The organism is Pseudomonas sp. B16120, assembly GCF_044218845.1.
GTDB classification, from domain to species: domain Bacteria; phylum Pseudomonadota; class Gammaproteobacteria; order Pseudomonadales; family Pseudomonadaceae; genus Aquipseudomonas; species Aquipseudomonas paracarnis.
The window spans coordinates 3,176,731-3,192,718 of sequence record NZ_CP162588.1 but is presented as its reverse complement, the minus strand read 5'-3'; the positions used below and the strand labels follow the sequence as shown (position 1 = coordinate 3,192,718).

21 protein-coding genes are annotated in these 15,988 nt (G+C 60.0%); 7 read left to right on the top strand and 14 right to left on the bottom strand.

Features of this window, described 5'->3' with window-relative positions:
- Positions 1 to 3: 3 nt before the first annotated feature.
- The gene (locus tag AB4P90_RS14810) at positions 4 to 1,287 is read right to left on the bottom strand and encodes an arsenic transporter (RefSeq protein ID WP_014718530.1); all 1,284 of its coding nucleotides are present in this window, start codon (positions 1,285 to 1,287) and stop codon (positions 4 to 6) included.
- A gap of 224 nt (positions 1,288 to 1,511) precedes the next feature.
- Here AB4P90_RS14810 and AB4P90_RS14805 point away from each other — a divergent pair, with 224 nt between their 5' ends.
- The 4 genes from AB4P90_RS14805 to AB4P90_RS14790 all read left to right on the top strand — a co-directional run bounded on the left by AB4P90_RS14805 (position 1,512) and on the right by AB4P90_RS14790 (position 3,329).
- Positions 1,512 to 1,727: a hypothetical protein gene (locus tag AB4P90_RS14805; RefSeq protein ID WP_003191339.1), complete on the top strand. Its 216-nt coding sequence runs from the start codon at positions 1,512 to 1,514 to the stop codon at positions 1,725 to 1,727.
- Between the two features lie 72 nt (positions 1,728 to 1,799).
- Positions 1,800 to 2,495: an AzlC family ABC transporter permease gene (locus AB4P90_RS14800; RefSeq protein ID WP_038450212.1), complete on the top strand. Its 696-nt coding sequence runs from the start codon at positions 1,800 to 1,802 to the stop codon at positions 2,493 to 2,495.
- Entirely contained in the window at positions 2,492 to 2,803 is a 312-nt protein-coding gene (locus AB4P90_RS14795; protein ID WP_014718527.1) for an AzlD domain-containing protein, read from the top strand. Before AB4P90_RS14800 ends, AB4P90_RS14795 begins: the two co-directional genes overlap by 4 nt.
- A 172-nt stretch (positions 2,804 to 2,975) precedes the next feature.
- The gene (locus AB4P90_RS14790; protein ID WP_014718526.1) at positions 2,976 to 3,329 is read left to right on the top strand and encodes a hypothetical protein; all 354 of its coding nucleotides are present in this window, start codon (positions 2,976 to 2,978) and stop codon (positions 3,327 to 3,329) included.
- 147 nt (positions 3,330 to 3,476) lie between these two features.
- Here the strand turns inward: AB4P90_RS14790 and AB4P90_RS14785 are convergent, their stop codons facing one another.
- From AB4P90_RS14785 to AB4P90_RS14735, 11 genes are all read right to left on the bottom strand, one after another.
- On the bottom strand, positions 3,477 to 4,181 hold the full coding sequence (locus AB4P90_RS14785; protein ID WP_014718525.1) for a YoaK family protein: 705 nt from the start codon (positions 4,179 to 4,181) through the stop codon (positions 3,477 to 3,479).
- A gap of 69 nt (positions 4,182 to 4,250) precedes the next feature.
- Positions 4,251 to 5,885, bottom strand: coding sequence for an ATP-binding cassette domain-containing protein (locus AB4P90_RS14780; protein ID WP_395605075.1), 1,635 nt, complete (start codon positions 5,883 to 5,885; stop codon positions 4,251 to 4,253).
- A gap of 124 nt (positions 5,886 to 6,009) precedes the next feature.
- A complete protein-coding gene (locus AB4P90_RS14775; protein ID WP_020302751.1) occupies positions 6,010 to 7,059 on the bottom strand; it encodes a DNA topoisomerase IB in 1,050 nt (349 codons plus the stop codon).
- Positions 7,060 to 7,133: 74 nt separating this feature from the next.
- On the bottom strand, positions 7,134 to 8,213 hold the full coding sequence (gene modC / locus AB4P90_RS14770; protein WP_102666216.1) for a molybdenum ABC transporter ATP-binding protein: 1,080 nt from the start codon (positions 8,211 to 8,213) through the stop codon (positions 7,134 to 7,136).
- 5 nt (positions 8,214 to 8,218) lie between these two features.
- On the bottom strand, positions 8,219 to 8,899 hold the full coding sequence (modB, locus tag AB4P90_RS14765; RefSeq protein ID WP_019817081.1) for a molybdate ABC transporter permease subunit: 681 nt from the start codon (positions 8,897 to 8,899) through the stop codon (positions 8,219 to 8,221).
- A complete protein-coding gene (modA, locus tag AB4P90_RS14760; protein WP_395605074.1) occupies positions 8,900 to 9,652 on the bottom strand; it encodes a molybdate ABC transporter substrate-binding protein in 753 nt (250 codons plus the stop codon).
- Between the two features lie 112 nt (positions 9,653 to 9,764).
- Complete coding sequence (locus AB4P90_RS14755; protein WP_395606076.1) at positions 9,765 to 10,829, bottom strand: NAD(P)H-dependent flavin oxidoreductase; 1,065 nt, start codon at positions 10,827 to 10,829, stop codon at positions 9,765 to 9,767.
- Positions 10,830 to 10,900: 71 nt separating this feature from the next.
- Complete coding sequence (ada, locus tag AB4P90_RS14750) at positions 10,901 to 11,974, bottom strand: bifunctional DNA-binding transcriptional regulator/O6-methylguanine-DNA methyltransferase Ada (protein ID WP_060767800.1); 1,074 nt, start codon at positions 11,972 to 11,974, stop codon at positions 10,901 to 10,903.
- Between the two features lie 75 nt (positions 11,975 to 12,049).
- On the bottom strand, positions 12,050 to 12,715 hold the full coding sequence (gene alkB / locus AB4P90_RS14745; RefSeq protein WP_103451658.1) for a DNA oxidative demethylase AlkB: 666 nt from the start codon (positions 12,713 to 12,715) through the stop codon (positions 12,050 to 12,052).
- Positions 12,716 to 12,718: 3 nt separating this feature from the next.
- Positions 12,719 to 12,886 carry a hypothetical protein gene (locus AB4P90_RS14740; RefSeq protein ID WP_014718516.1) on the bottom strand — a complete coding sequence of 56 codons (168 nt, stop codon included), beginning with the start codon at positions 12,884 to 12,886 and terminating at the stop codon, positions 12,719 to 12,721.
- Positions 12,887 to 12,912: 26 nt separating this feature from the next.
- Positions 12,913 to 13,215, bottom strand: a complete 303-nt coding sequence (locus AB4P90_RS14735) for a DUF1883 domain-containing protein (protein ID WP_003191319.1) — start codon at positions 13,213 to 13,215, stop codon at positions 12,913 to 12,915.
- 212 nt (positions 13,216 to 13,427) lie between these two features.
- On the opposite strand from AB4P90_RS14735, the gene AB4P90_RS14730 reads away from it, so the two are divergent.
- Both AB4P90_RS14730 and AB4P90_RS14725 read left to right on the top strand, forming a co-directional pair.
- Complete coding sequence (locus AB4P90_RS14730) at positions 13,428 to 13,778, top strand: hypothetical protein (RefSeq protein ID WP_395606075.1); 351 nt, start codon at positions 13,428 to 13,430, stop codon at positions 13,776 to 13,778.
- A gap of 145 nt (positions 13,779 to 13,923) precedes the next feature.
- A complete protein-coding gene (locus tag AB4P90_RS14725; RefSeq protein WP_003191314.1) occupies positions 13,924 to 14,154 on the top strand; it encodes a hypothetical protein in 231 nt (76 codons plus the stop codon).
- Between the two features lie 5 nt (positions 14,155 to 14,159).
- On the opposite strand, the gene AB4P90_RS14720 is transcribed toward AB4P90_RS14725, so the two are convergent.
- Together AB4P90_RS14720 and AB4P90_RS14715 are read right to left on the bottom strand one after the other, a co-directional pair.
- Positions 14,160 to 14,441, bottom strand: a complete 282-nt coding sequence (locus AB4P90_RS14720) for a hypothetical protein (RefSeq protein ID WP_003191312.1) — start codon at positions 14,439 to 14,441, stop codon at positions 14,160 to 14,162.
- Between the two features lie 139 nt (positions 14,442 to 14,580).
- The gene (locus AB4P90_RS14715; protein ID WP_003191311.1) at positions 14,581 to 14,766 is read right to left on the bottom strand and encodes a hypothetical protein; all 186 of its coding nucleotides are present in this window, start codon (positions 14,764 to 14,766) and stop codon (positions 14,581 to 14,583) included.
- Between the two features lie 311 nt (positions 14,767 to 15,077).
- Here AB4P90_RS14715 and galU point away from each other — a divergent pair, with 311 nt between their 5' ends.
- On the top strand, positions 15,078 to 15,917 hold the full coding sequence (galU, locus tag AB4P90_RS14710; RefSeq protein WP_003173830.1) for a UTP--glucose-1-phosphate uridylyltransferase GalU: 840 nt from the start codon (positions 15,078 to 15,080) through the stop codon (positions 15,915 to 15,917).
- Positions 15,918 to 15,988 lie beyond the last annotated feature (71 nt).

Genomic DNA, 15,988 nt, shown 5'->3' with positions numbered 1-15,988 from the left:
CCTTTAGAAACTCAAGCGCAAGGCGAGGGCGGCCAGGGTGATCAGCAGCACGGGCAAGGTCAGCACGATCCCGACCTTGAAGTAGTAACCCCAGGTGATAGTGATGCCTTTGCGCGCCAGGATATGCAGCCACAGCAAAGTGGCCAAACTGCCTATGGGGGTGATTTTCGGGCCCAGGTCGCTGCCAATCACGTTGGCGTAGATCATCGCGTCCTTGACCACGCCCACAGCATGGCTGGACTCGATGGACAATGCGCCAATCAGTACCGTCGGCAGGTTATTCATCGCCGATGAGAGCAGCGCCGTCAGCAACCCGGTGCCCATGGCCGCGCCCCACACACCATAGGTGGCGAAGGTGTCGAGCCAGGTGGCCAGGTAGTCGGTCAGGCCGGCGTTACGTAGGCCATACACCACCAGGTACATGCCCAGGGAAAAAATCACGATCTGCCAAGGCGCTTCCTTGAGGACTTTGCGCGTGGAAATCTTATGGCCCTTGGCGGCAATCACCAGCAGCAGCACGGCGCAGACGGCGGAAATCGCACTGATGGGAATACCCAGAGGCTCCAAGGCGAAACAGCCGATGAGCAGAATACCCAGTACCCACCAACCGGCGCGGAACGTCGCAGGGTCATGGATGGCACTGCTGGGGTCTTCCAGGTCAGCCGGGTCGTAGGTTTGGGGAATGTCCCGGCGAAAAAACCACAGCAGCACTGCCAGGGTCGCGGCCACGCTGACCAGGTTCACCGGCACCATCACGGCAGCATATTCGTTGAAGCCGATCTTGAAATAGTCCGCCGAAACGATATTCACCAGGTTCGACACCACCAACGGCAGGCTCGCCGTATCGGCGATAAACCCGGCGCCCATGACGAAGGCCAGGGTCGCCGCCGGGGAAAAGCGCAAGGCCAACAGCATCGACATCACGATAGGCGTCAGGATCAACGCCGCACCGTCGTTGGCAAACAGCGCCGATACCAGCGCACCCAGCAGCACCATATAAGCAAACAACCGCCGGCCGCGGCCACGGCCCCAGCGCGCCACATGCAGGGCCGTCCAGGCGAAGAAGCCGGCTTCGTCCAGCAACAGGCTGATGATGATCAGCGCGACAAAGGTACCGGTGGCGTTCCAGATGATGTGCCACACCACTGGGATGTCCGCCAGGCTGATCACCCCACAGGCCAGCGCCAGGATCGCGCCCAGCGTGGCACTCCAGCCGACGCCCAGGCCCTTGGGTTGCCAGATGACCAGCACGATGGTGACGAGAAAAATCGCAATTGCGACAAGCATGAATAAAAGCTCCGATGACTCAGCAGCAGTTGCTGGCCCGTTGTGGTCTGTCGCCCATTGCGTTCAGACGCAGTGCGTCTATACGTATTTCTCTATGTCCCGGTCAAATCTTGTTTCAATTGATATGGATCAAAGGCCTTTGAAACCGCCACAACTGTTTGAAATTAAAATGAAACACAAATGTCCTAACGTGCCTGCCCATTGCTGATGAAGGAAGACCCCGCGTGACCCGAGCCACCCGCAACCTGCGCAAGACCCTGGATTCCGTCGCGGAAAATAACGAAACCGCGGCCTTTGACCTGATGCGCGCCGTGGAAAAACTCGGCGATGAAGTGCTTCGCCAGCGCCTGCTCAATACCATCCACCGGCTGAACCAGGATGCGTATGAATTGCGCGAAGCCCGGGATTCGGTGGAGCAGGTATCAGTCAAGCTCGCCTGAGCAAGATCGTTCAAGACAAGCCTTCGTTCGTGCTGGCATGCTTGTCGACTGTCTGTCGATGAGCCGTTTTCCATGCCCACTGCATTGCCTCATTACGCCTTCACCCGCGGCGCCATCGCCGTCATTCCCTTATCCCTGGCCTGTGCGCCCTGGGGGTTGCTGGCCGGCTCCATGGCCATCGACGCGCAATTTACCCCGCTGCAAGCCCAAGGCTTGTCTGCCATTGTGTTTGCCGGTGCCGCACAACTGGTGGCCATCGGCATGGTCAAGAGCGGTGCCAGCCTGATTTCCATCGTGCTGACCACCTTGCTGCTGACCTCCCAGCACCTGCTCTATGGCATGCATATGCGTCCCACACTGTCTTCGCTCAACACCCGCTGGCGCATGAGCCTGGGGTTTTTGTTGACCGATGAATTCTTTGCCCTGGTCAACCACTATGACCGCCAGACCTTCAATCGCTGGTACGCCCTGGGCGTCGGCCTGACGTTTTACCTGATCTGGAACCTCTTCACCCTCGCCGGCATTGTGCTGGGCAAGAGCATTCCCGGCCTTGATCAATTGGGGCTGGAGTTTTCGATTGCCGCCACCTTTATCGCCTTGATCACCCCCGTGGTGCGCGACGTGCCCACGGTGGTATGCGTTGCCGTGGCACTGCTGAGCTCGGTCTGGTTGAGTTATCTGCACTGGGAGTCGGCGGTGGTGGTCTCGGGTGTGTTGGGTATGAGCGCGGGTTATGCCTGTAAACGGCTGGGAGTGGGGCAACGATGATTTACCTGATGATTGTGGCCATGGGCCTGGTGGTGTTCTTCAACCGTTACCTGTTTATCGAGCCACGCTTGCCGGTACGGCTCAATCGCGGCGCGCGTGAATTTTTGGGCTTCGCCGTGCCGGGCATGCTCACGGCGATCTGCGGGCCGATTATTTTTCTGGCTGACCATCGGCTTAACCTGAGCCCGAGCAACCCTTACCTGCTGGCCGGCATCTGCGCCGTGGCGTTGATGTATTGGACGCGCAGCGTATTGACCACCGTGCTATTGAGCATGGCGCTGTTCTATCTGTTCCGTTGGTGGTTTTGATACCCAGGCAAAAAAAAGCCCGCGGGGTGGCGGGCAGAAGGGAGACTTCCAAAAAATGAGCCTGGCCACTATAGGCGGCGTGTTTGCCTTTCACAGTGAAACAAAGTTCATGGGCGCGTCAGTTGGCTTTCGCACAGTGGTAGAGTCACGGTTTTTCCAAGGAAGCAATGGCATGCACAAAGTGGTAATAGGCGCATTGATACTGGCGGCACTGGCCGGTTGTGCAGGTTCCAAGATGAAAGAGGCGCGCGCAGGCAGCCCCTACAAGACCCTGGCATCGGACAAGGCCACTCTGGTGGTTGCCCAATGCATCCAGTTCGGTTGGCAGGATGAAAGCGTGTTCGGCATCGATGCCGGCGGCTTCAAGGAAGCGACCGAGGCGGGTGGTTTTACGGTGTACACCACCGGTGGCGATTACTTTGTCGATGTACTCAGCACCGGCGCGGGTTCTACGGTTAACTACTACGCCGCACAGGACAATATGCCAGCCAAACGTCGCCTGGCAGCACTGGCCACTTGTCTGTAAGTCGGTTGCCTTAGTCATATTCAGAAACGCCTGGCGGGACAGCCGCCGGGCATTGGCTTATGATTCACTCGCTCGTTCGACGTGATGGCTCTTTACCGGTACACGGATGTCGAGGCTTAAACGTCGAACGAGCTCCTCAACCCCACCTCAACGGGGCATGAAACCCAAGTGCCAGCGTCGCGGAATCAACAGTGTCGCCACCCCCAAGGCCCCAGCCAACGCACCACTGACCCACAATGCGCGCAGGCCCATCTGCTGTTCCAGCAGTGCACCGATCACAGCGCCAATGAACATTCCGCCCCACGGAATCAATTGCACGCGCCAGCCATTGCGGCGCTCGCCCAATAACCAACGGCCCAGCCCGCGACCAAAGCGTGACAGCGCTCCGGTGACGTAGGTCAGCCCCACCGGTAACCCGTTCACCTCCTCGACGGCCGCATTGAGCATGCCCATGGCAATGATCGCTGCGAGCAACGCGGGCAAGGTATCGGTCGATGGCCACAACGCCGCAGCACAGAGCAAGGCGCCGATGCACAGCAATAAGGGCAACGCATGGCGCTTGCTGAAACGGCTGACCAGCACGCCCAAGGCATTACCGACCACGAAGGTGGCGACCAGCAGCACCAGCCGCCCGGTGAGCCCCAGGTCGCCCGCACTGATGGCCACCGCCAGGCGCGTGGTGTTACCGCTCATGAACGAGACGAAATCGCCGCTGGCCATAAAACCGATGGCATCGGTCATACCCGCCAGCACCGACAGACAAGCCACCAGCATCAAGCCCACCCGCCCGCGCCAGCGCTGTCGATGGGCGAGCGTGGCATTGGTGTAAGGCTTGCGAGACGAAGGCAGCATGGGGCCGGTTTCCTCGGTGAGATTATCCGGCCACTACCGTAGGACGCTTTGCCTGTCTGCGCAATAACCTCAGACACGCTCCAGTTGCCAGCCGGTGGCGTGCCACGTCAGATGGTGAGTCGGCTCAATCGCCTGCAAGAATGCCTCGTCGTGTGATACGGCCAGCAGCGCGCCGGCAAACCCCTTCAATGCCTGCTCAAACGCCAGCACCGACTCCAGGTCCAGGTGATTGGTGGGTTCATCCAATAACAGTAATTGCGCCGGTGTCTCACGCCACAAGGCTACGGCCATCGCAGCTTTCAAGCGCTCGCCGCCGCTGAGTTGCCCTGCCGGCTGCGTAACCCGCAGCGCGTCCAACTGCAACAACGCCAGGCGTGTGCGCAGTTCGGCTTCGGCCAGGGGCGTGTCGAGCAGGTTGAGTTGCTCGACAAGGCTGCGACGGTCGTCCAGCAGCGCCAGGTGCTGATCGATGTACGCGCTGGGCACCGCTACGCTGCACTCGCCACTGACCGCCTGCCAGTGGCCGGCTAGCACTTTGAGCAAGGTCGATTTGCCGCAACCGTTCGGCCCACGTACGGCAACGCGAGCCGGGCCTGTCAGGTTGGCCGTCAGGTAGCTGGCGGGTGCCAAGGGATCAAGCCAGGGCAATTGCGCCTGCTCCAGCACCAGTACCTGGCGGCCATTGGGGACGGTCGAGCCTGATAATGCGAGCAGTGTGGGCGTCTCATCCACCACGCGCTCGTACGCCTGGCGTACCTGGGCGTCGAGTTGGTTTTTGCACGCATGATGGGCGCTGCGCACGCTGCTGACGACCTCCGTTGCTGCGCTTTTCCAGCGCGCCTTGGTAAAGCGGTCGACGTTGGCGGTCTCGGCCTGTTTACGTGCGCGTGCGGCGTGGCGCTGCAAGTCGTCGTGATCTTTTTGCAGGCGCCGACGCTCGCGGCTGCGGGCCAGACGCGCCTGTTCCCACGCAGCAATCGCGGCCTGCTGGTGAGTGTCGCGTTGCTGGCGATAGGCATCGTAGTTGCCGCCATACACTTGAATGCCCAGGGGCGACAGCTCGATGATGCGGCCCATGGCATTGAGCAACTGTCGATCATGGCTGACCACCACCAGGCCACCGCGCCAATCGCGCAACACACGCAACAGCCAGTCGCGCCCGTCAGCATCAAGATGGTTGCTGGGCTCGTCCAGAATCAGCAACTGCGGTGCCGCCAACAACGCCCCGATCAGCGCGACCCTGGCAAGTTGGCCGCCGCTGAGTTGATCGGCCGGGGTACTGCCACTGAGAGTCTGCAAACCCGCTGCATCCAGTGCCTGACGCAGGCGTTCGGCGAGGTCCCAGCGATCGTCGATCAGTTCCAGGTCACCGAGGCGTGCATCGCCCTGGCCCATTCGCTCAAGGGCAGCCAAGGCCGCGGCAGTTGCGGTGATATCGGCGATGGTTTGCCCTGGTTGAGCCGTGATGGCCTGGGGCACATAGGCAACATGGGCCGGTTTTTTCAACGTCCCGCAGGAGGGCAGCAGCACGCCGGCCATCAACTTGGCCAGGATACTTTTGTCCCGTCCATTGCGCCCGACGATACCGGTAGGCGTTTGATCAATGGACAGGTTCACGTCGGCCAGCAAGGTTTCGCCATTGGCGAACTGGAAAGACAGGTGTTGCAGGGAAACAAGTGCGGGCAACCGTTTGACGTCAGTCATCAGCACCTCCAAAAAAATGTCAAACAGGCCAACAAGCGCGCCAGGCGGCTCGTTGCAGATACATTTTGGAAGGCTTAGTTGTTCACGTCGGCGGTCATCCCGTGAGTCAGAAGGGAGGCAGAGCCTAACCCACCTTAACTTTGTGCGGCAAGTCTTCGGCCAGTTTTTCCAGGAACATTGCCAGCGCGACTTCTTCGGCTTTCAGGCCTTTGCGCACTCGCGGCTTGGGCAGCTTCGACAATTCACCGAGGCTGAAATGCTCAAGCACCGCCGGGTGGATATAGCACTTGCGGCACACCGCCGGCGTGTTGCCCAGCTGCCGGGCGACATCCTTGACCATCGCCACCACATGCCGCTTAGCGTCGGATTCGGGCTGCCACGCCAACTCGCGCAACACCGCCAGCGCCATTGCTGTGCCGGCCCAGGTGCGGTAGTCCTTGGCGGTAAAGTCTTCGCCGGTCAGGCGGTGCAGGTAGTCGTTGACGTCCTGGGAGCTGACGGTATGCCGCTCACCGTCTTCGTCCAGGTACTGGAACAGGTTTTGCCCTGGCAATTCCATGCAACGCTTGACCACCCGGGCCAGGCGCCGATCCTTGACGCTGACTTGGTGCTCCACGCCACTCTTGCCACGAAACTGGAACTGGATCTCGCTGCCCTTGATGTCCACATGGCGGTTGCGCAGGGTGGTCAGGCCGTAGGATTTGTTTTCACGGGCATATTGGGTATTGCCGACGCGGATCAGCGTGGCGTCCAGCAACATCACCACCGTGGCCAACACCTTTTCGCGGGTAAACCCCGGCTCGGCGATTTGTGCTTCGAGCTGTTTGCGCAATCTGGGCAAAGCGGCGCCAAAAGCCTGTAAGCGCGAGTACTTGTCGCTGTCGCGCACCTCGCGCCAGCGTGGGTGGTAACGGTACTGCTTACGGCCACGGGCGTCGCGGCCGGTGGCTTGCAGGTGGCCGCGAGGGTCGGCGCAGATCCACACATCGGTGTAGGCGGGTGGCACCGCCAAGGCGTTCAGGCGTTTGATTTCGTCCGCGTCGGTAATGCGCTCGCCTTTGGCGTTCAGATACTGGAACTTGCCTCGCACTTTTTTACGGCGGATGCCGGGCTGGGTGTCATCCACATAGTGCAGGTCGCGAGGCAGGTCGGCGGGTAACGAAGAGTCAGGCATGGGGCGGGTTCCTTGGCAACAAATCAGGCCGGTATGTCTGATTGACCGCAGCGCCCTGCGGTCGTGCCAAATGCTTAAGCCAGTACGGCCACCGCCTTGATTTGCGCCCACAACGTCTGGCCCGGATGCAGTTGCAATTGGTCGCGGGAGAAGCGCGTGATGCGCGCCAGTAACGGCGTGCCGCCGGCGTCCAGGCGCACCAGCACATGGGCGCTGTTGTCCGCGCCGATAGTCTGGGTGACGGTCACCGGCAAGCGGTTGAGGATGCTGCTGTGTTCTTGGGCCTGCAGGCTCAGGCTTACATCCCGCGCCTGGACCTTGACCCGCAGCGGGTTGCCCACCACCAGCGGGACATGGGCCACGCGCATCTGCAACGGGCAATCGGGCAACTGCAGAGTGAGCAATTGATAGTGCGCGTCGTAGGCAACGACGCTGCCGGCGATCACCACGCCGGCATCGTCGCCCAGCGCCAAGGGCAGGTCGAGGCGCGCCAGGGTCTCGCCGATCGGGCCACTGGCCAGGGCCTTGCCGTCGCTGAGCAGAACGATATGGTCGGCCAGTCGCGCCACTTCGTCCTGGGCATGGCTGACGTAGAGCACCGGGATATCCAGTTCGTCGTGCAGGCGTTCCAGGTAAGGCAATATCTCGCTTTTGCGCTGGCTGTCCAGGGCCGCCAGCGGTTCATCCATCAACAACAACTTGGGGCTGGTGAGCAAGGCGCGGGCGATGCCGACGCGCTGGCGCTCGCCGCCGGACAAGTGTTGCGGATGACGCTCAAGCAAGTGCCCGATACCCAACAGTTCGGTGGCCTGGGCCATGTCCACGCGCCGTTGCGGGCGTGGGATACGTTTGAGGCCGAACTCCAGATTGGCGAGCACCGACAGGTGAGGAAACAGGCTCGCCTCTTGGAACACATAGCCCAGGGCGCGTTTATGCGGCGGCACAAACAGCCCTTTGCGGCTGTCTTGCCACACCTCGTCGTTGATGTGCACAAAACCGTGTTCGGCGCGTTCCAGACCGGCGATGCAGCGCAGGCAGGTGGTCTTGCCTGAACCGGAATGTCCGTACAGCGCGCTCACGCCACGGCCGGGCAATTGCAGGTCCACATCCAGTGCGAAGGCGGAGTATTTCAGGTGCAGGCGTATATCCATCATCGCGATCAACTCCAGCCCATCTTGGTTTTACGGCTGGAATAGAGCACCAGCAACACGAGGAAGGCGAATACCACCATGGCCCCGGCCAGCCAATGGGCCTGAGCATATTCCATGGCTTCGACGTGGTCGTAGATTTGCACCGAGACGACACGGGTCTTGTCCGGGATATTGCCGCCGATCATCAGCACCACGCCGAACTCACCAACGGTATGGGCGAAGCCCAGAATCGAGGCGGTGATAAACCCAGGGCGTGCCAGCGGCAGGATCACCGTGAAAAACGTGTCCCACGGGTTGGCGCGCAAGGTCGCGGCCACTTCCAGCGGGCGCGTGCCGATGGCAGAAAACGCATTCTGCAACGGCTGCACCACGAAGGGCATGGAGTAGATCACCGAGCCAATCACCAGCCCGGCGAAACTGAAGGTGAGGGTGCCCAGGCCCAGCCACTGCGTGAATTGGCCGACGTACCCATTGGGCCCCATGGCCAACAGCAAGTAAAAGCCGATGACCGTTGGCGGCAACACCAACGGCAGTGCGACCACTGCGCCGATGGGGCCGCGCCACTTGGAACGGGTGCGCGACAGCCACAGGGCGATCGGTGTGCCGATGATCAACAGGATCAGGGTGGTCAACGAGGCCAGTTTGAGGGTCAACCAGATCGCAGAAACATCAGCACTTGTCAGGGGCATTTACAGCTCGTAACCGTAGGATTTGATAACGGCAGCCGCTTTCGGGCCTTTGAGGTAGTCCATCAGGGCCTTGGCGGCGGCGCTGTCCTTGCCCTTGTTGAGGATTACGGCGTCCTGTTTGATCGGGTCATGCAGGGAGGCCGGAACAATCCACGCCGAACCGCCGGTGACTTTGCCGTCTTTGTAGATTTGCGACAAGGCCACAAAACCCAGCTCGGCGTTGCCGGTAGACACAAACTGATAAGCCTGGGTGATGTTCTGGCCCTCGACGAGCTTGTCCTTGACCTTGTCAGTCAAGCCTTCCCTGGCCAGTACCTGGGTGGCGGCCAGGCCGTAGGGCGCTGTTTTGGGGTTGGCGATGGACAAGTGCTTGAATTGGTTTTTCTTCAGCACATCACCGTTGGCATCCACATAGCCTTCTTTGGCCGACCACAGCGCCAGGGTGCCGACCGCGTAGGTGAAGCGTGAACCCTTGACGGTAGCGCCTTCGCTTTCGAGTTTTTGCGCGGTGGTGTCATCGGCGCTGAGGAACACTTCAAACGGCGCGCCATTCTTGATCTGGGTGTAGAACTGCCCGGTGGCACCGTAGGCCGCGACCAGTTTATGGCCGGTGTCTTTCTCGAAGTCGGCGGCAATCACCTGTATCGGGGCAGTGAAGTTGGCGGCCACGGCCACCTGCACTTCGTCGGCATGGGCCGTACCCAAGGCAAAGGCGGCAAGCAGGGGGGCCAGGCGCGAAACGCGGGTCATCATGAAGCAACTCCTTGAAGGTGTACGGCAGGTTGTAGGTAAAAAGGCTTACCGCTATGTATGGGAATATATAGCGGTAGGCTATTGCCGGTACAGCACCAAGTTGCTGCTCATGTCAGTCGCGGGTGAATCTGGCTATCGCGTGCTCGGCCAATTCGCGGGTCAGGTCATAGGTGGACAGGTTTTTGCCCAGCCTCAGGGCCTGGCCTGCCCACAGGTTACTGAAACCGGCTTCATCCTTGGCCTTGAGTGGCATTAATGCGCCTCCCGCTTTGGGGAACGCCGGCGCCGCTGGGTTGATTGCGCCGAGTTCACGCATCACCCGGTTGACGACGCCCCGCGCCGGGCGGCCGGTGAACAGGTTGGTCAGCGCGGTTTCGCTGGCCTGGGCATGGCGCAGCGCATGGTGATGGGCGGCGCTTACAGTGGCTTCGGGCGTGAACAGGTACGCCGTGCCGATCTGCACCGCCGAAGCGCCGAGGGCAAAGGCCGCAACGATGCCGCGTGCATCGGCGATTCCGCCCGCAGCAATCACCGGCACGCTGACCGCGTCGACGATCTGTGGCAGCAGCGCCATCAAGCCGATCTGGCTATTGAGGTCATCGCTGAGAAACAGGCCACGGTGCCCACCCGCTTCGATGCCCATGGCGATGATCGCGTCGCAGCCGTGCTGTTCCAGCCACACGGCTTCCTCGACGGTGGTGGCCGATGACAGCACCTTGGCACCGGTGGCTTTTACCCGGTCCAGCAAAGACTTCTCTGGCAGGCCAAAATGAAAGCTCACCACTTCTGGCCGAAACGCTTCCACCACCTGGCAGGCTGCGTCATTGAACGGCGCACGGTTGGACACCGGGGTTGGCGCATCAAAGTCGGCGCCCAGCTCATGGTAGTAAGGTTGCAGCAAGGCCTTCCAAGCCTGATCCCGCGCGTCATCGGCATCGGACGGTTGATGGCAGAAGAAGTTGACGTTCAGCGGCGCATGATTGGCCTGGCGAATGAGGGCCAAGGCCTCGCGCAGTTGCTCCAGGCTCAGCGCCGCCGCAGGCATGGAGCCCAGGGCACCGGCTTGCTGAGCGGCGATGACCATGGCGGTGGTCGTCGCGCCAGCCATCGGCGCCTGGATGATCGGCACCTCAATGCCCAACAGGTCAAGAATGCGGGTGTCTGGCCAGGTGCTCATGGGTTGCTTCTCCAGCGTTAGTAGGGCTTTTCGCTGTTTTAGCAGGGCAATCAGCACCCGGCCAGTCTGTTTTATTCACTGGACGGGAGCGGCCTTTTGTGGGGCTGGGTTTCGCGCTCAAGTAACTGGCGCTTGCGCTCTACGCCCCAGCGGTAGCCCGACAGCTCGCCATTGCTGCGCACCACGCGATGACAGGGAATCGCCACCGCCAGGTGGTTGGCACCACACGCCTGGGCCACGGCGCGAAAGGAGGAGGGTGCGCCGATACGCTCGGCAATCTGCGCATAGCTGGCGGTGCTGCCCGCAGGGATTTCGCGCAACGCCTGCCACACCCGCTCCTGAAAGGCCGTGCCGCGCAGGTCCAAGGGCAAATCCAGGCCCACGGCAGGGGCCTCGACAAAGCCAACGACCTGGGCCACCAGTTGTTCGAACCCCTGATCCGCGCCGATCAACTCAGCCTTGGGAAACTGGTCTTGCAGGTCGCGCACCAGTTTGTCCGGATCATCACCCAATAAAATCGCACACACGCCACGTTGGCTTTGCGCCACCAGAATCGCCCCCAGCGAGCACTGGCCAACGGCAAAGCGGATGGTGTTATTGGCGCCGCCGCCTTTGTAATCTCGCGGTTTCATGCCGAGCACCTGGTCGGCGGCTTCATAAAAGCGGCTATTGGAATTAAAGCCCGCGTCGTACAGGGTGTCTGTCACCGAATGCTGGCCCTTGAGGCCGTCGCGCACTCTGCGCGAACGCAGGGCGCTGGCGTAACCCTTGGGGGTCAACCCGGTGTTGGCTTTGAATACGCGGTGGAAGTGAAACGGACTCAGCCCGGCGGATCGGGCGAGCGCGTCCAGGCTAGGCGGGGTTTCGGCTTGTTCGATTTGCCGGCAGGCTTCGGCCACTAACTGCCCATGGTGTGCAGCCAACTGCGTCTGGTCGCCGGCAGCGCGTTTACTGGGACGATAACCGGCGGCTTCGGCCTGCGCCGGCGTGTCGAAAAATTCGACATTCTCCGGGCGCGGCAAACGCGAAGCGCTGCTGGGGCGGCAATACACGCCGGTGGTTTTCACGCCGTAGACAAACAAGGCGTCAGCCTTGGCATCACGGGCAATAATGGCAGCCCAGCGCGGATCGTGTTCGTTGTTCATGGCCTGCACTCTTGACGGTTCAGGAGCAGATTAAGCCTGCCGCTCGTCATCGACACTCCGAAGCTTGCGGTCAAATTAGCCCGCGGTGCGAAAGGTCAGGTTGATGCGCTGCGGGCCCATGATCGAATGCAGGCCGTCTTTGATCGGCATCACGCCATGAAAGCGCAGGCGATCAACGCCGCCCCACACGACCACATCACCATGAAACAGCGAGACCTTTTGGGTGTTGTCGCTGCGCGCATGCCCACCGAACAGGAAAATCGCCGGCAGCCCCAGGGACACCGAGACCACGGGCGCGCTGTAGTTGCGCTCGTTCTTGTCCTGGTGCAGGGACATCTTCGCCCCCGGTACGTAACGGTTGATCAGGCAGGCATCGGGTAGAAAACCGCTGAAGCCGGCCTCGATTGCCGCTGTCACGGCCAGTTGGCGCAACGTCTCGGGCATGGCGGGCCAGGGCTGCTGGTTGCGCGGGTCGAGTGGGCTGTAGCGATAGCCACGGGCGTCGGTGGTCCAGCCCAGCTCGCCGCAACTGCTCAGCGCCGCCGACATGGTAAAGCCGCCGGGGGTGACCATCTGCCGAAACGGTGATTGAGCCAGGACACGCCGCAGTTCAGGCAATAACCGCTCGATCCAGGGCAAGGCATAGCCCCTCAGTACATACGACTCTTCGCCAATTTGCTCGCGCCCGGCAGGCTGTTGCAGGGCCTCATCGGCAAACAAATCGGCGGTAGGGCCTGGCATGGCTTACAGCGCCTTGCTCACGTTGATGTCGGTGATTTCGTCGCTGGCATCATGAATTTTTGCCAAGGCTTGCTTGGCTTCTTCGACGCTGTTGTTTTGCAACTGGGCAAATTCAAAGCGGCGTTCGCCGTTGAGCTTGTACTTGATGACGTATTTGGTTGTGGTGGTCACAGCTTTTTTCCTGTCAGGTGTTCGGGTCAGCTCAGCTTGCTGCTGGTACGACGAACGATACGAATCTTGTGGGACAACGCAGGCTTGCGGGTCACGCTGATGGCGCGACGGGTCACCACATCCAGGGTGATGTTCCAGAAGCCGGTGCTGGGCGCGGTGATCTTGGCCGGGAATTTATCAAATGCGCCGCCGTGGTAGGTATGGCGGCCGCCATTTTTGAAGCTGCGAAAGTTCGCATCGCTCATCAGGCGAATATTGCAGGTCTGCGAGCATTCGATGACGACAATGTCTCCCTCGTTGAGGTGCTCACGCTGGTGGATGAATTTCATGGGGTGTCTCCAGAAGGGCTTTTTCTGAAAAATCAGAACGATACGTAGGTTAAGATGGAGTTTATCAGCCCCAGCGCGTTTATTATCGGGCCGTCGTCGACGACTTCGACAATTTAAAACAGTTATTTACCGAGTTATCACAGATAAATCCTACGTTGGTGGGAGAAAATTACCATCCCCGCTGTCGTAGGGTCTTTATCGGAGGTTTTTGTATGAAGTGGAGTGTGTTGGTGCTGGCCTTGGCAATAGGTGGGTGTGCTTCGGTTGCAGATATCAAGCAGACCCCGCCAACATTGGTGGTCATCTCAGGGAAGAAGCCGCAGGAATATGCGGCGTGCGTGGTGCGCAAATTGGAGGCGACCCGTCGGCCGTCGCAGATCGAGCCCCATAAAGACGGCATTCAGGTGATCGTGCCGCAGAAGTTCTCGGCAGACCCGTCGGCGATCTTTGAAATTGAAGACCGCTCCAGCGGTAGCAGCATCAAGCTTTATGAAAGCATGTCCAATGTGCCCATCCGCCCGGGCGACGTGAAGAAGGCAGGGGAAGAGTGCATTTCCGGTTGAGCCACAGGCCCACCCCTCAAACCCGATAAAAAAAGCCATCACCCTGCAGGGACGGCCTGCATCCGTTAAACTGTCGGGCATTCACTACAAAGATGCTGCTCAAACCCTGGGTTTGAGCGGCATTTGTTTTTCTGGAAAGCCCGTTATGAAACGAGAACACGTCAAAGCCCGCCATGCCGAAGGGCAGATCTCGGCCACCCATGTCATCCAGAACCCCGCCGATCTGGGCGAGTGGATCGTGTTTTTCAAGAAGAGCGGCGGGCGCAGCTACTTCTTGGTGGACGAACAGGATGAGGTCGAATCATTTGCTCGCCTGGATGACTTGATCGAAACCCTGCGTGGCCTGGGGATCAAGTTCGCTGAAGTGCACCTGTAGCAGCGTTACTTGCAGACCACCACCACGCTACGGCCTTTGAAGTTGCCCACGTCCTGGCCCAGGGTCTTGTCGCTTTCCTTGAGTGCCGGCGTGCCATTGGTGCCAACGATGCGGTAACCGGTGCCGGCGCAGGATGCGTCCGCCTTTTCGTAGCAACTGGCCCATGAATTGGCCTCACCCGAGCAGTCGATGGTCAAACCTTGTTCACCATTTTTCAGCAAGGTGTCGGAAGCGGTGGTGCAGCCGGCGAGTGCCAGTACTGCGGTCAGTGCCAGGATTTTTTTCATAAAGGTTCGTCATCGAGGGTATTGGAAGGGCGCGCTGACACTGTCGTGGCGTTGTTGAAGGTTATAGCGAACTGCCATCTAGGTACAGACAAACAAAAAAGCCCCGCTTAACGGGGCTTTCAAAGCGGTGCAACGAGGCTTACTTGGTTTTCGGCCGCTTGCTCGATGCATGGCCTGCCTCATCTACAAACACTTCGGCGACGGCGATCGCCATGCTTTCGGTCTCGAATACGCCGGCAACGCTGTCACCGTGAAAATTGATCAAGTGCCAGCCGTCCGCTCGCTTCGTGATCAGGTAGCCGTTTACACCTTTTGGTTCTGACATCTGTTGGCAATCTCGTGGTCTTGGTTCAAGGCGCCCATGATAGCGCCAAATGCCGGGGCGGGGCGCAAGTTGTTGCGGGTCAGTGCCAGGGGCGCAAAAGCGTGCTAAAACCAATGCAGCCCTTCTAAACAAGGGGCCAAGTCGGATTCTGGCCGACCGTTGGTGATGCGCTATGCAGCATCAGCGGAACTTACGCCGACATTTTTTCTCTATGATGACATTGCAACGCCAGCAGGACCCCATTGTAAGGTGACTGCGGCCTGATTAGACTGCGCCGAATTCCGTACGCACAGCCCTTTGTAAGGACTCATATGATCAAGAAATGCTTGTTCCCAGCAGCCGGTTACGGCACTCGCTTCTTGCCAGCGACCAAAGCCATGCCCAAAGAAATGCTGCCAGTGGTGAACAAGCCACTGATTCAGTACGGTGTGGAAGAGGCACTGGATGCCGGTTTGAACGAGATCTCCATCGTCACGGGTCGTGGCAAGCGCGCGCTGGAAGACCACTTCGACATCAGCTATGAGCTGGAAAACCAGATCAAGGGCACCGACAAGGAAAAATACCTGGTCGGTATCCGTAAACTGCTCGACGAGTGCTCGTTCTCCTACACCCGTCAGACTCAGATGAAAGGCCTCGGCCACGCCATCCTTACCGGTCGCCCGCTGATCGGTGACGAGCCGTTCGCCGTGGTCCTTGCGGATGACTTGTGCGTCAACCTGGAAGGCGACGGTGTGCTGACCCAGATGGTCAAGCTCTACCAGAAATACCGTTGCACCATCGTTGCGGTGATGGAAGTCAACCCAACCGAAACCAATAAGTACGGTGTTATCGCCGGCGACGATATTGGCGATGGCCTGATCCGCGTACGCGACATGGTCGAGAAACCAGCGCCGGAAGACGCGCCATCGAACCTGGCGATCATCGGTCGTTACATCCTCACGCCGGACATCTTCAAGCTGATCGAAGAAACCGAGCCAGGCAAGGGTGGCGAGATCCAGATCACCGACGCTCTGCTCAAGCAAGCCAAAGACGGCTGCGTGATTGCCTACAAGTTCAAGGGCCAGCGTTTCGACTGCGGCGGCGCTGAGGGCTACATCGAAGCGACCAACTTCTGCTACGAGCATTTCTACAAGACGGGCAAGGCTTACTGATTCACGCTTGCCGGTACGTTTTAAGCGAAAGCCACCTTCGGGTGGCTTTTTCGTTTTTCAGCCCCATGTAA